13 protein-coding genes are annotated in these 13,749 nt (G+C 67.2%); 8 read left to right on the top strand and 5 right to left on the bottom strand.

Annotated elements, in window-relative coordinates; all coding sequences use genetic code 11:
- Window positions 1-9 precede the first annotated feature (9 nt).
- Together R3E10_03580 and R3E10_03575 are read left to right on the top strand one after the other, a co-directional pair.
- On the top strand, window positions 10-1,308 hold the full coding sequence (locus R3E10_03580) for a citrate synthase (protein ID MEZ4414810.1): 1,299 nt from the start codon (window positions 10-12) through the stop codon (window positions 1,306-1,308).
- Entirely contained in the window at window positions 1,226-2,284 is a 1,059-nt protein-coding gene (locus R3E10_03575; protein MEZ4414809.1) for an MBL fold metallo-hydrolase, read from the top strand. Before R3E10_03580 ends, R3E10_03575 begins: the two co-directional genes overlap by 83 nt.
- Here R3E10_03575 and R3E10_03570 read toward each other — a convergent pair.
- Window positions 2,248-3,057 carry an enoyl-CoA hydratase-related protein gene (locus R3E10_03570; GenBank protein ID MEZ4414808.1) on the bottom strand — a complete coding sequence of 270 codons (810 nt, stop codon included), beginning with the start codon at window positions 3,055-3,057 and terminating at the stop codon, window positions 2,248-2,250. The two genes, R3E10_03575 and R3E10_03570, sit on opposite strands and share 37 nt — an antisense overlap.
- 83 nt (window positions 3,058-3,140) lie before the next feature.
- Between R3E10_03570 and R3E10_03565 the strand changes: the two genes are divergently transcribed.
- On the top strand, window positions 3,141-3,734 hold the full coding sequence (locus R3E10_03565; protein MEZ4414807.1) for an ECF-type sigma factor: 594 nt from the start codon (window positions 3,141-3,143) through the stop codon (window positions 3,732-3,734).
- 12 nt (window positions 3,735-3,746) lie between these two features.
- Here R3E10_03565 and R3E10_03560 read toward each other — a convergent pair whose 3' ends face one another.
- Window positions 3,747-7,160 (bottom strand): DNA polymerase III subunit alpha, encoded by a 3,414-nt coding sequence (locus R3E10_03560; protein MEZ4414806.1) that lies wholly within the window; start codon window positions 7,158-7,160, stop codon window positions 3,747-3,749.
- Window positions 7,161-7,334: 174 nt separating this feature from the next.
- Window positions 7,335-7,760 carry a hypothetical protein gene (locus R3E10_03555; GenBank protein MEZ4414805.1) on the bottom strand — a complete coding sequence of 142 codons (426 nt, stop codon included), beginning with the start codon at window positions 7,758-7,760 and terminating at the stop codon, window positions 7,335-7,337.
- 158 nt (window positions 7,761-7,918) lie between these two features.
- On the opposite strand from R3E10_03555, the gene R3E10_03550 reads away from it, so the two are divergent.
- From R3E10_03550 to R3E10_03530, 5 genes are all read left to right on the top strand, one after another.
- On the top strand, window positions 7,919-9,433 hold the full coding sequence (locus R3E10_03550) for a D-aminoacylase (protein MEZ4414804.1): 1,515 nt from the start codon (window positions 7,919-7,921) through the stop codon (window positions 9,431-9,433).
- A complete protein-coding gene (locus R3E10_03545) occupies window positions 9,430-10,176 on the top strand; it encodes a hypothetical protein (GenBank protein MEZ4414803.1) in 747 nt (248 codons plus the stop codon). Before R3E10_03550 ends, R3E10_03545 begins: the two co-directional genes overlap by 4 nt.
- Entirely contained in the window at window positions 10,176-10,913 is a 738-nt protein-coding gene (locus R3E10_03540; protein ID MEZ4414802.1) for a ZIP family metal transporter, read from the top strand. The genes R3E10_03545 and R3E10_03540 overlap by 1 nt, the downstream gene beginning before the upstream one ends.
- 28 nt (window positions 10,914-10,941) lie before the next feature.
- Window positions 10,942-11,700, top strand: a complete 759-nt coding sequence (locus R3E10_03535; GenBank protein MEZ4414801.1) for a ZIP family metal transporter — start codon at window positions 10,942-10,944, stop codon at window positions 11,698-11,700.
- A gap of 462 nt (window positions 11,701-12,162) precedes the next feature.
- Entirely contained in the window at window positions 12,163-12,357 is a 195-nt protein-coding gene (locus R3E10_03530; GenBank protein ID MEZ4414800.1) for a hypothetical protein, read from the top strand.
- Between the two features lie 78 nt (window positions 12,358-12,435).
- Here the strand turns inward: R3E10_03530 and R3E10_03525 are convergent, their stop codons facing one another.
- Both R3E10_03525 and R3E10_03520 read right to left on the bottom strand, forming a co-directional pair.
- Window positions 12,436-12,936 (bottom strand): hypothetical protein, encoded by a 501-nt coding sequence (locus R3E10_03525; GenBank protein ID MEZ4414799.1) that lies wholly within the window; start codon window positions 12,934-12,936, stop codon window positions 12,436-12,438.
- A gap of 56 nt (window positions 12,937-12,992) precedes the next feature.
- Entirely contained in the window at window positions 12,993-13,742 is a 750-nt protein-coding gene (locus R3E10_03520) for a succinate dehydrogenase/fumarate reductase iron-sulfur subunit (GenBank protein ID MEZ4414798.1), read from the bottom strand.
- Between the last annotated feature and the right edge of the window lie 7 nt (window positions 13,743-13,749).

Genomic DNA, 13,749 nt, shown 5'->3' with positions numbered 1-13,749 from the left:
GAGACGCACATGACGGAGAACGCCCGGAATAGCCTGACCATCCGGGACAACCGCACCGGTCGCGAGTACGAGGTCGACATTCTCGAAGGGGACGTCATCCGCGCGCTCGATCTGCGCAAGATCAAGGTGTCGGACGACGATTTCGGGATGATGACGTACGACCCCGGCTTCACGAACACGGCGTCGACACGAAGCACCATCACCTACATCGACGGCGACAAGGGTATCCTGCGCTACCGCGGCTATCCCATCGAGCAGCTCGCTGAGCAAGCCAGCCACCTCGAGGTGTCGTACCTGCTGCTCAAGGGCGAGCTGCCCACGCAGGCCGAGCTCGACGCCTTCGTCTCCGATGTCACCTTCCACACCTACGTACACGAGAACATCCTCGAGCTACTCGGCGGGTTCCGCTACGACGCCCACGCCATGGGGATGATGATCTCTGCCGTGGCGGCGCTCTCCACGTTCTATCCAGACGCCAAGGACATCGAGGATACCGAATCGCGCTGGCGCCAGATCGTACGCATCATCGCCAAGATGCCGACGCTGGCGGCGTTCACGTATCGGCATCATCGCGGGCTGCCCTACGTCTACCCGGAGAACGAGCTTTCCTACACGGCCAACTTCCTGAACATGCTGTTCCGGATCGGCGTGCGGGACTACAAGCCCAATCCGGTCCTCGAGCGTGCGTTGGACATCCTGTTCATCCTGCACGCCGACCATGAGCAGAACTGCTCGACCAGCACCATGCGCGTGATCGGGAGTGCGCATGCCGACCCGTTCTCGTCCATGGCCGGGGCCATGGCCGCGCTGTATGGGCCGCTCCATGGCGGCGCCAATGAAGCCGTATTGCGGATGTTGACCCGTATCGGCTCGGTCGAGAACGTGCCGGCTTTCCTCGAAGGGGTGAAGCGCCGTGAGGAGCGCCTGATGGGATTCGGGCACCGGGTCTACAAGTCGTATGATCCGCGCGCCAAGATCATCAAGCGCACGGCCGACGAGGTCTTCGCGGTGACGGGCCGCAATCCGCTGCTCGACATCGCCCTGGAGTTGGAGAAGATCGCGCTCAACGAGGACTATTTCGTCGAGCGGAACCTCTATCCCAACGTCGACTTCTATTCCGGCATCATCTATCAAGCCATGGGCTTCCCGGTGGAGCTCTTCCCGGTGCTGTTCGCGATTCCGCGGGCGGTGGGTTGGCTGACCCAGTGGGAGGAGTTGTTGGCCGATTCCGAGCAGCGCATCGCGCGGCCGCGCCAGGTGTACCTGGGAGCGCAGGAGCGCGACTTCGTGCCGCTCTCCAAACGCTGAGCGCAGCAGGCGCGCAGCGGGGCGTGTAGGCAGGGGCGGCTCCCAGGGGAGCCGCCCCTTTCGTTTCCTGGAGGAGATTCTGGACATTCACGCGATCGATCTGCGCGTAGACGGGCTCGACGGGGCCATCAGCACCTATCTGCTCCTCGGGCCGGAGCCCGCGCTGGTCGATCCCGGGCCCTCCACGTGCCTTCCGCGCCTCGAGGCCGAGCTTGCGGCTCACGGGTTGACGGCCGAGGAGCTCAAGCGGGTCTTCCTGACGCACATCCACCTCGACCACGCCGGCGTCACCGGTCACCTGGCAGAGCGGGCGCCCGGGTTGCAGGTGGTGGTACACGAGGAGGGAGCCCCCCATCTCGCCGATCCCGAGCGCCTGGTACGCAGCACTCGGCGTACGTTCGGAGATGAGGCCCATGAGCGGCTCTGGGGTGAGGTGCGCCCTCTCCGGGAGGGTCAGCTCCGGCCCTGGCGACCGGGTCTGCCTTCGGTGGCCGGACTCCTCCCCATCCCGACGCCGGGGCACATCGCCCACCACCTGGCCTACCTGGACCAGGCCTCCGGCACGCTGTTCTCGGGCGACGCGCTCGGCATCCTACTGGCGCCCGGTGCGCCCGTGCACCCTCCGACTCCGCCGCCCAGCCTGGACGCCGCGGCCTGGGCCCTGACGCTGAGGATGCTCGAAGAGGTCGAGGCAACACGCATCGCCGCGGCCCACTTCGGCTTCCACGACGACCCCCGGGGGCGCGCGGCAGAGTTGGCCGCGCGGCTCGAGGAGTTGGTTGCCGCCGTCGCCGCGGCTCGCAGCGCCGGAGACGGGGACGCGGGCGCGCGCTACGAACGGGCGGTGCGCGACCGCCTGGCGCCGAGCGTGGGTCGGGCGCAGATCGAGCGCTACTTCGACACCTTCCCGGCGGAGACGGATTGGAAAGGAGTCGTGCTCTACCTCGAGCGACTGGAGCGCCAGTCGACCTCCTGAGGCGCGTCATGGGCCGCAGGGGCCCGCAGTACGTGATCGCGAGCCAGGCGGACCCGCACCTCGACGGCGGGCTCCAGCAGCTCGGCGCAGAATCGCTTCATCTGGGAGACCGCCTCGCGCGACAACGCTCCCAGGCGGCGACCGAGCGCTTCTACGTGGGCGTCCAGGTGCCCCGGCTCGATCACCTCATCCACCAGCCCCAGGCTGCGGGCCTGTTCCGCTCCCAACCGGCGGCCCGTCAGAAGGAGGTGGCGGAAGGCGCCGGGGCTCAAGCGGCCCGGAACCAGAAAGGCAGCAGCCGGCGCCGGCGCCAGGTGCTCGAAGGCATCCGCGAAGTCGAACTCGGCGTCCCGCGTGGCCAGGACCACATCGGCGGCGCCGAGCAGCGCGACGGCCGCGGCCGGAAGGGGCTCTGGTCCCATGGTCGTCGCGACGACGGGGACCGGGCTGGAGCGCAGCGCGCTGAGCAGGCCGATCGCTTCGTCCACCCGCCGCTCTCGACGATGGAGGCGCCAGGGGGGAGGGAGGGGGTCGAGGACCCCCGTGGCCGGTTCGGGCGCGGCTTCGTGGTGTTGGAGGAGCCGCGCCGCGCGCCGCAGCGTGGCCCGGTCCAGCAGAAGCGCGCGAACACCCGCCTGCGCGGAGAGCATGGCCACCGTGGCCGTCAAGCTGGACAAGGAGTCGTCGGCCGGAGCGGCCGGGAGCGCGCGCAGCGGTCCGACCCGTGTGCATGCGTGGGCGTCCGGAGAGGCGCCGAGATCATAGGAGGGCATGACTGGATCGCGTCGTGTCACCCGGATTGGTGGACATCTTGCCCGCAGAGGGGGTGTGGGCCAAGCTCGACCCGAACCCTAGCGTGAAGAGCGTGAAGCCAAGCGAACCCGTCACCAGTTGGATCCAGCGCCTGGGCGCCGGGGACCCCCGGGCGCTCGAAGCGGTTATCCCTCTGCTCTACAACGAGTTGCGTGCCGTAGCCGGACATCAGCTCAAGCTGGAACGGGCAGATCACACCCTGTCGGCGACGGCGCTGGTCCATGAGGCCTGGTTCCGCCTCGCGCGGCAGCGGCGCATCGCAGCCGAGGACCGACTGCAGTTTCTGTCGATCGCGGGCCACACCATGCGGCGTGTGCTGGTGGACTGGGCCCGTTCCAAGAAGCGGGCAAAACGGGGAGGTGGACAGGCCGACCTCCCCCTCGACGAGGTCGAGCCCTTCCTGACCGTGGAGGAGGCCGACGAGCTCCTCGCCCTGGACGAGGCGTTGGAGCGGTTGGCCGCCGTGAACGAGCGAGGAGCCAAGGTCGTCGAGCATCGGTTCTTCGCGGGTCTCTCCCAGGACGAGACGGCCGAAGCGCTGGGGATCTCCCCCAAGACCGTGCAGCGAGATTGGATCGCCGCTCGGGCCTGGCTGCGGAAAGAGGTGCAGCGGGATCTCTCGGTCGATCCGTCCTGACGTCGCAGGGTGTCAGCCGAAGCTCTTCACGTCAGGTGGGCTTTGCCGGAGCGCCGTCAGGTATCCCGTAGGTGAGGAGGTGGGGGCAGGAGGAGGAGCCGCGCCCCAGTACTCGAGTGTGGGTGGCCCGTCGCTGGGGAGCGCGTCTCCGCGGTCACTGCGCAAACCGCGCACATCGTAGGCGATCACGTTGGTGGTCGCACCATCTTTGCGCAGCCTGCCTCGCACCAAGAGGAACGGTTCCATGCGCACTGCCATGCGGTCCCGTTCGTAGATCTCCGGCTTGACGATCACGTTGATGGCGCCCGCTTCGTCCTCCATGAGGATGAACGTGTATCCGTTCGCCGTCTGGGGGCGCTGCCGGGCCACCACCACACCCGCTACCGTGACGGTAGCGTTCTGTCGGAGCTGCTCGAACCGATCCGAGAGCACCCGGTCGGCGGGGAGCGAGCCTCGCACGAAGAGCAGGGGATGGAGCGCGGTGGAAAAGCGCAGCATGCGATACTCGGCCAACAGGCGTTCGTGCTCCCCGACCTGCTCGAAGGCGATCGCCGCGTGGGGAGTGTCGAGATCCAGTCCGAGTTGGGCATGGTTCTCCCGTTCGCTGCTGCGACGGTCATCGCTCTCGGGGCCCAGCCAGAGTCCAACCTGCCAGATCAACTCTCTGCGGGACAGACCCAACGAATCCATACCGCCCACCCAGATCAAGTTTTCGATCGCGGGTCGCTTGAGGGTCGAGGGCGTACGGCGAAGGAAGTCGAGGAGAGAACGGTAGGAGCCGCGCGCGTTCCGCTCCCGGACCACGTGATCCGCGATGTCGGCTCCCCAGCCCCGCACGAAGCCAAGGCCGACGCGTAGATCCTGTTCCTCGGCCGTGCAGGCGACCTCGCTGCGGTTGAGATCAGGCAGATGGACGCGGATGCCGTTCCGGCGTGCGTCCCGCACGAGGGCATCCAGCGAATAGAATCCCATTGGCTGGTTGTTGAAGAGGGCCACGTAGTACTCGGTGGGAAAGTAGTGGCGCAACCAGGCCGACTGGTACGCAAGCAACCCGAAAGCGGCTGCGTGCGATTTGGGGAAACCGAACTCCGAGAACGCCACGACCTGCTGGAAGACGGTACGTGCGGTTTCCTCACCCACTCCCTTGCGCGCGGCTCCGACCCGGAATGCTTCCCAGTAGCTCTTCATGGCGTCACGCGAGCGCTTGCGGCTCATGGCCCGACGCAGGCCTTCTGCCTGTCCATCGCTGAACCCGGCGAGCGCGCGGCATACGAGCAGTACCTGGTCCTGGAAGATGATCACGCCCAAGGTATCCGCCAGGGCCTCGGCCAGCAGGGGATGGTCATAGGGGATCTGGAACGACGGGTCCTGGCGCAGCTGTTCGCGACGACGCACGTAGGGATTGACGGCTCCGGCCACGATGGGCCCCGGGCGCACGATGGCGACCTGGATGGAGAGCTCCTCGAGGGTCCGAGGTTGGGAGCGGCGCAGCATCTGGATCTGGGCGCGGCTTTCCACCTGGAACATGCCCACGGTGTCCCCGGCACAGATCCGGTCGTAGACGACCGAGTCCTCGAAGTCGATGCGGGACAGATCTGGAGTACTGCCGTGTCGTTCGGCGATGAGGTCCATGGACTCCTCCACCAGCGACAGCATCCCGAGCGCCAGGAAGTCGATCTTGATGAAACGAGCGTCGTCGCAGGAGTCCTTGTCCCACTGACAGAGCACCCGTCCTTCCCAGGCGGCGGGCTCCAGGGGGACGATCTCGACCAGGGGCCGACTGGAGATGATCATCCCGCCCACATGTTGGGAGACATGGCGGGGGAGCCCTTTGACCATGCGGGCCAACTCGGCCAGGTGCCTCCAGAGTGGGGAATCTTTGCGGCCTTTGAGCTCGGGGATCCGTTCGAGCTCCTCTTCCAGGGCCGTGTGCCGCTCGGCCACCTTCGCGACCTTCTCGATGTCGCCCAGGGGGAGATCGAGCGCCTTGCCCACGTCACGCACCGCCGAACGCAGACGGTAGGTGGGAAATGTGCAGACCAGGCCAGCGTGTTCGGCGCCGTACTTCTCATAGACTGCGAGGATGAGCTCCTCGCGGATGTCACGTGCGAAGTCGAGATCGATGTCGGGTACCGAACTCATCGCTTCGTTCAGGAAGCGGCCCAGGAAGAGGTTGTTGGCCACAGGGTCGATGTGGCTGAGGCCGATCAAGTAGCAGACGATGGACGAGACGGAGGAGCCGCGCCCTCGTCCCGGGGGAAGGCCGGATGACGCGCGAGGGGCGCTGCCCCGGACTCGGGCGGCGACCTCGTGTCCGAGGTTGAGGATATCCCGATACACCAGGAAGAAGCCGCTGAGACCGTGGCGTTCCACCAGGGACAGCTCCTGCTCCAGGCGGAGCTGCGCATCGGTGCGGAGCAGAGAACCCGGCGGATACTTCTCATCCAACCTCGCGTGACAGACCCGGTGCAGGACCTGGGCGGCGCTACCTTGTTCGCTTCCTTCGAAATCCGGAAAGGCGTAGCCCAGGTCCTGGGTCAGGTCGAAGGCGGCACAGCGCTCGGCGATGTGCAGGGTATTGGTGAGCGCGTCCGGACGACTCTGGAAGCGCCAGGCCATCTCGAGGGGAGGGACCAGCGCATAGTTGTGGTTGGGCCTGCGGACATCATGGGCTCCATCCAGCGTGGTCCGGTGGCGCACGGCCACCAACACGTCCTGCAGACGTGCGCGCTCCGGGTGGTGGTAGTGGACGTTCCCGGTCGCCACGACTGGAATGCCAAGACGGTCCGCCAGTCGGCCCAGCGCACGGTTGCGGGGTCCTTCCCCGCGGGCCTGGTTGACCTGGAGCTCTATGAAGAACCGTCCGGGACCGAGCGCCTCCCAGAGTCGTCGGGCCATGGCTTCTCCGTCCGCTATCGAGCGCTCCAGCGCGCGGGCCAGAGGCCCGTTCGCACACCCACTCAGCACGATCAAGCCCTCGCTGCGCCCCAGCAGGGCGTCGAGCGTCAACCAGGGATCGCGGCGGTGGTTGCCGCGCGCTTCGCTGATCGCGCGACAGAGATTGGCGTAGCCGGTCGGGGTCTCCGCCAACACGGTCAGGTGGGGGCGGAATACGCTGGCGGTGCCCACCCCGGGGTCGTCCGGAGCCGGGGGAGCGTACGGGTCCCAGCGTGCCGGAGGAGGGGCGCCGGGCTGATCCTCGTCCGCCAGGGTGAGCTCGGCTCCGGTGATGGGCTGCAGGCCCTCCGACTTGGCGAGCTGCGCGAACTCCATCGAGCCGTAGAGTCCGTCGTGGTCCGTGAGCGCGAGGGCGGGATAGCCCAACTCCCGGGCTCGCAGCACCAGCTCCTCGGGATGGGAGGCCCCATCCAGAAAGGAAAAGGCGGAGTGGCAGTGCAACTCGATGTAGGGGGGGGTCGGTCTCACGGGGTGCCTCCGAGACCGAATATAAACCGAAAGTCCGGGCCCGCCAGGCAGCCACGGACCCGATGCGCCCATCATGGCAAGCCGGAAGGGAGTCCTTGTCCAGGAGCCGGCCCCACCCAAAAAAAACCGCGCCCCCCCAAGGGAGGCGCGGTTGCACGCCGCAGGCGGGATACCCTAGACGAGATCGATCGTGTAGGCCACGCGCCAGTTCGACATGTTCTCGGGATCGTCCGCTCCCTCGTCCATCGGGTGGTAGCGTCCGGCCCAGTTGGCGGGGGGCCCCGCGAACGTCCGGGAATAGTGATCGAGGAAGTCGCTGGAGGAGAGCTTGTCCAGCTCCTCGCCCACGAGCTCCAAGGTCATCCCGGTCGCGATCTCGCCTTCCCACAGCACGCGATCGAGCTTGACGAAATTCCAGCCGGGCTTCGAAGAGAGCGGATAGTAGCCTTCCTCCGGGAACCGGATCTCCTCGGAAAAACCACCGCGATCGCTGCTGGTGACCTTGGCGGTGAAGCGGAACTGCCCCTCGTCTCCCATGTCGAGACTGTCGAGGAGCTTGATCCAGTTGAGCGTGATTCGAACCCGCTGGCCTTCCGCCATATCCGACTTTCTCCTTGGGCGCGCTGAGACGATACCGAAGGGCGGCAGCTTAGGCCCGGAACCCGGGGTTTGTCCAGGGTCGGGGCCGTCCAGCCGGCCCTGGTCCGGGGGGTGGGTGGCGTTGCCGGCCCCCCCGGGGGCCTGATATTTCGGTCCGCATGCAGCGATCCTCGGTTCTCCTCGTTCTGGCATTGGCGGCCTGCTCGCCCGCGGGCGTTGCTTCTCCCCAGGTCCTGGTTCGCGGCGCCCGCGTGCTGGACGGGACGGGCGCGCCGGAGCAGCGGGTGGACGTGCGCTGGGTCGGGGACCGCATCACCGAGGTCGGGGCCCTCCAGCCGGCCGCCGGCGAGACCGTGATCGATGCGCAGGGGGCGGTGCTGGCGCCGGGGTTCATCGACACGCACAGCCATCACGACCGCTCTCTCCCTGAGGAGCCCGGCGCGTTGGGGGCCGTCAGCCAAGGCATCACCACGATCGTGGTCGGCCAGGACGGAGGGTCCTCGTTCCCTCTCTCCGAGTGGTTTCGCGAGCGTGAGGCCCGGCCTTCCGCGATCAACGTCGCGTCCTATTCGGGTCACAACACCTTGCGGGCTCTCGTGCTGGGCGACGACTTCCAGCGGGAGGCGACGTCGGAGGAAGTGGATTCCATGATCCGCTTGCTGGAGGCCGACCTGGCGGCGGGGGGCCTGGGGCTGTCCAGCGGACTGGAATACGATCCGGGCATCTACGCGAGCCCGGACGAGGTGCTGGCGCTGGCGCGCCGGACCGCTCGTGAGGGTGGCCGCTACATCTCTCACCTGCGCAGTGAGGATCGCGCGCTCTGGGACGCGGTCGAGGAGATCCTGACCATCGGACGGGAGACCGGGATGCCGGTCCAGATCTCCCACATGAAGCTCGCCATGCGCGCGCTTTGGGGGCGAGCCCCCGAGCTGTTGGCGCGCTTGGACCAGGCGCGCGCCCAGGGCATCGACGTCACCGCGGATGTGTACCCCTACACGTTCTGGCAGTCGACCATGACCGTGCTCCTCACCGAGCGCGACTTCGACGATCGCGACGCATTTGCCTATGCCCTGTCGGAGATGGTGGCGCCCGAAGGCATGGTGTTGGCGCGCTTCGCTCCCGCTCCCGAGCTCGAGGGCCGCACATTGGCCGAGATCGCGACGGGGAAGGGCCTCGATCCCGTCGATGCGTACATGTGGCTGGTCGCGGAGCGGGAGCGCACCCGGACGAGTGGCGGAGACGCGGCGGAGAGCATCCTGGCCACGAGCATGGATGAGGCGGACGTAGCGGCGTTGCTCCGCTGGCCCCACAGCAACGTATCGTCGGATGGAGCGCTCGCGGGTGCCCATCCCCGTGGATTCGGGGCTTTCCCTCGCGTGTTGGCCGCCGTCCGGGAGGACGACCTGTTCCCGCTGGCCGAGGCCGTCCATCGCATGACAGGATTGGCAGCGGAACACATGGGCTTCGAGGACCGAGGCACGCTGCGCCCCGGCGCAGTGGCCGACCTCGTCCTGTTCGATCCCGATGTCGTCGTGGACCGTGCTACCACCGACGCGCCCCACCAGCCGGCGGCGGGGATCCTCCGCGTGTGGGTGGCGGGCCAGCCGGTCTATGAGGACGGTGGCGTGACTGGGGCACGGCCTGGCCGAGTGCTGCGCCGGAGCGGCACTTGAGCCCTTTCTCGACGGTCGTGGACGAGCGGTATCGTGCGCTCGACGTAGAGCACATCGTCCGCACGATCCGCACCTTGCGACAACGGATCGACGAACGCTTCCCTGGCGCCGGCCTGGCCGAGGTGTGCGCCACCCTGGAGACGCTGGCGGAGAAAGCGCGCCGGGCCACCGAATGGGCCAGCCGTCCGCACTATTGGCTGCGCACGCTCAGCGGTATGCTCATCGCCGTGGTCGTGGCGGGTCTGGTCGTCACCATCTACGGATTGTCCGCACCGTCGGAGCCACTCACCTGGAGCGAGTTCGTCCAGACCCTGGAAGCGGGCATCAACGACATGGTCCTGATCGGCCTCGGGATCTTCTTCCTGAGCACGCTGGAACGCCGGATGAAACGGAGGCGGGTTCTGCTGGCACTCCATGAGCTCCGCTCCCTGGCCCACATCGTGGACATGCACCAGTTGACCAAGGACCCTGCGCGTCGGCGTATGGTGGTGGTCGACACACCCTCTTCCCCCAAGCGCACCCTGGCTCCGGCCGACCTGGCCCGCTACCTGGACTACTGCTCGGAGATGCTTTCCCTGACGGGAAAGGTGGCCGCACTGTACATCCAGACCCTCCAGGACGATGTGGTGTTGACCGCCGTGAACGAGGTCGAGGGGCTCACCACTGGACTCTCCGGGAAGATCTGGCAGAAGCTGGTGATCCTCGAATCGAACTGGGGGCCCCAGGGCTCCCCGCAGGTCTGATGCTCTCCACGCCGATTCTCTCGGTGCTGGTGTGGAGCGCCGTGGCCGCCGGCGTGGCAGGCATTGCCGGCCTCGCGTTCCTGGGTCGGTCGGACGTGGCCCCGCGCTGGCTGGGTTGGTCCAATGCGTTGGCTGCGGGGCTGATGTTCGGCGCAGCGTATGCGCTGATACTGGCCACGTTCGCTCAGGCGGTCTGGCCGGCGGTGGCGGGCGCGTTCCTGGGCGTGGCCCTGGTGCACGGCACCCATCGCTGGTCGGGAACCGCGGAGCTGGAGCTGAATCGCCAGCACGAGCCCGATCCGATCTACGGGTATCAGGTCTTCATGGTGCAGGCCCTGCACTCCGCGTGGGAAGGTGTGGCCATCGGGGCGGCGGCGGCACTCGACCTGGAGCTGGGCCTGATCCTGATCGGCGTGCTGGCCGTGCACAACATCGCGGAGGCTGTGCTGTTGTTGGCCGTGCTCCGCTCCCGTGGCGTGCCGATCGGACTCGCCTCCACGTTGGCGGTGTTGTCCAACGGCGCCCAGGTGCTCCTGGCCGTGGCAACCATGGCCGTGTTGACCAGCACGCCTGCGGTCTTGCCCTGGGTGGCGGGCTTCGCCGTCGGTGCACTCGTGCACCTTGTACTGGTGGAGCTGCTGCCCGAGGCGTACCGGGAGGCCGGCCCCACCAGCATCGCGTTGCTCACCAGCGCCGCCATCGGGGTGGCCATTCTCCTGCTGGGGCTCGGGGCGTGAGGCAACGGTCCGCTCGCAGGGTGCGGCCATGAGCGCCGCCTGGCTGGCGTGGGCCGAGGTACACCCGGTTCTGACGGTCTTCCTGCTTGCCCTGGTCACGGCGCTGGCCACAGGCCTGGGCGCGCTGCCCTTCCTCTTCCTGAAGACGGTTTCGGAGCGCGCCGTCGCCTATTCGAATGCGGTGGCGGCGGGCCTCATGTTGGGTGCGAGCTTCGGCCTGCTCGTGGAGGGGTCGCGGTACGGTCCGGTGCAGGCGGTGGCGGGTGCGAACCTGGGTGTTTTGTTCGTGCTGGTGCTCTCGCGCGTCCTGGAGGGCCACGACGTCGAGTTCGGTCGCGTCAAGGGTCTGGGGGCGCGTCGCATGCTCCTGATCGTGGCGGTGATGACCGTCCACTCCTTCTCGGAGGGAGTTGCGGTGGGAGCGTCCTTCGCGGGTGGGGCGGCGCTGGCGACGCTGATCACGATCGCGATCGCCGTGCACAACATCCCGGAGGGGCTGGCGATCTCGGCGGTGCTGCGGCCGCAGGGTCAGAGTGTGTTGGCCTGCGCCTGGTGGAGCATCTTCTCATCCCTGCCGCAGCCACTCATGGCGGTACCCGCGTTCCTGTTCGTAGAGGCGTTCCACCCCTCCTTGCCCTACGCCATGGGCTTCGCAGGCGGTGCCATGGTCCTCATGGTGCTCTACGAGCTGCTCCCGGAAGCGTACGAGGAGGGGCGCCGGGCGTCGGTGGGCTTGGTGGTCTCGCTGACGCTGTTCGCCATGATCCTGTTCCAGGAGTGGCTCTAGCCTCAATGTGGGACGACGTACGCGTGGGCATCCGGTTTCTGGGCGGACTCCCCCGCTTCCTGAGACGTCCTCTGTCCGTGCAGGAGGCTCGCTCCCGTCTGCAGGGACGACTCTCCACGCGTAGCCAGAGCCTTCTCAGCCTGCTTCGCGAATTCTATGTCAGGACTCCCAAGTCCCCGTACGCCCGCCTGCTCGGAGCGTGCGGATGCGAGTACGGCGACGCCGAAGCGCTCATTCAGCGCGAAGGCGTCGAGGGGGCCCTTTCCACCTTCCTGGCCAACGGAGTCTACCTCACGGGAAACGAGTTCAAGGGGCGGGTCGCCACCGTACGGGGCAGCGAGACCTTCACCATCGACCCCGGTGAGCTCCTCAACCCGAACGCGGTCGTGCACGGGCTTTCCGAAAGCTCAGCTCGTGGAGCGCGTCGGCGACGATGGGGGTCGGCCGCGAGTGTCCCTCCGGGTGAGCCCCGCCGTGGACCCCATCGACCTGGAAGCCGTTCGGGAGGCGTTCCTGGACGCGATGGGCGGCGGCAGCGGGGGGGAGCGCCTGATGGAACTGCAGTGGCGAGGGGCCGGTGTCCTGGATGTGGTGCACGAACGCCCGCGTCACACGCCTTCAGGGAAGATCCTGCATCTGCACGTGGAGCGCGATTAGCGGAGCGGCGCCCCTTCGGCAGCCCGCGATGGTTGGTGCCCCGCCGTGAGCGGTCGCTCCCGCGCTCTACGCCTCCACCTACTCGAGCAGATGGGGCACGTGCGAGTGTTCGCCAGGCCGCACGTGCGGATGCTTCTGGATGAGACGGGCGCAGGTGTTCCAGCGGAGCAGGGCGTCGTCGTTTCCCTGTGGGCGGGTCTTCTCCGCCTGCTCGTAGTGCTCCATGGCCTGCCGCAGCCAGTCGTAGGCGACGGGCCCCGTGCCCGCGGTCAGCCGGTGGAGGTAGGCCTTGCCCTTCCGCTCGCAGACGATGCCGGCGTAGTACTCCCGATCGTACTCGCTGGTCAGGTGCTGCAGGAGGACGCGGGCATCCGACAGCGTGCTGCCTCCCGCGATCGAGAACTGATCGGTGATCGAGAGGATCAGCGTGATCAGCGCCTCCTGGTGATCGGGAGCCACCGCCAGGATGTCCCGACAGATGCTCTCTGCCAGGAACGGCTCGTTCAGCAGGCGGTACCGCACCGCCTTCTTCAAGGCCGCTTCGACACCGTCATTGGAGAGGGGCTTCAGATCGAACACGGGACCTCCTGGGACGACGTGAGAACCGTTGGTCCCGAGCTGGGGACCGATGCTCATCATCCCTTTCTTCCGGTGAGCACGCGCAGGACCCTTCGCACCGGGTCATAGGCGTCGTCGACGACACGTTCCTTGAGCGGGATGATCGCGTTGTCCGTAATGGTGATGTGCTCCGGGCACACCTTCGTGCAACACTTGGTGATGTTGCAGTAGCCGATTCCGTGAGCCTGACGCAGGTCCTCCCGTCGGTCCTCCACGTCCAGCGGATGCATCTCCAGCTGGCCCACGTGCACGAAGAAGCGCGGGCCGATGAACTTCTCATGGAGGTGGTGATCGCGGAGAACGTGGCAAACATCCTGGCAAAGGAAGCACTCGATGCACTTGCGGAACTCCTGGGCTCGCTCCACGTCGCGCTGCTGCATGCGCCAGGTTCCGTCGGGCGCGTCCGGAGTCCGAGGCTTGAACGGCTTGATGCTCCTTTTGGCGGCATAGTTCCACGACACGTCGGTGACCAGGTCCCGCATGACGGGAAAAGACCGCATCGGCTCGATGGTGATCGGGTTCTCGGCAGGGAGGCTGTTCATGCGCGTCATGCACATGAGCTTGGGCATGCCGTTCACCTCCGCCGAGCAGGAGCCGCACTTTCCGGCTTTGCAGTTCCAGCGTACCGCGAGGTCGTTGGCTTGCTCGGCCTGGATCTTGTGCACCACATCCAGGACCACCATCCCCCGATCATACTCGGTCTCGAACGTCTGGAAGTCGCCACCGGTCGCGTCACCGCGCCAGATCTTGAACGTCGCTCTCGGCATCCTCACT

It is taken from the genome of Gemmatimonadota bacterium, from assembly GCA_041390105.1.
In the GTDB taxonomy this organism is placed as follows: domain Bacteria; phylum Gemmatimonadota; class Gemmatimonadetes; order Longimicrobiales; family Gaopeijiaceae; genus JAGQIF01.
Note: the sequence above shows the minus strand (reverse complement) of the source record. Positions and strands in the feature narration are given on the sequence as shown.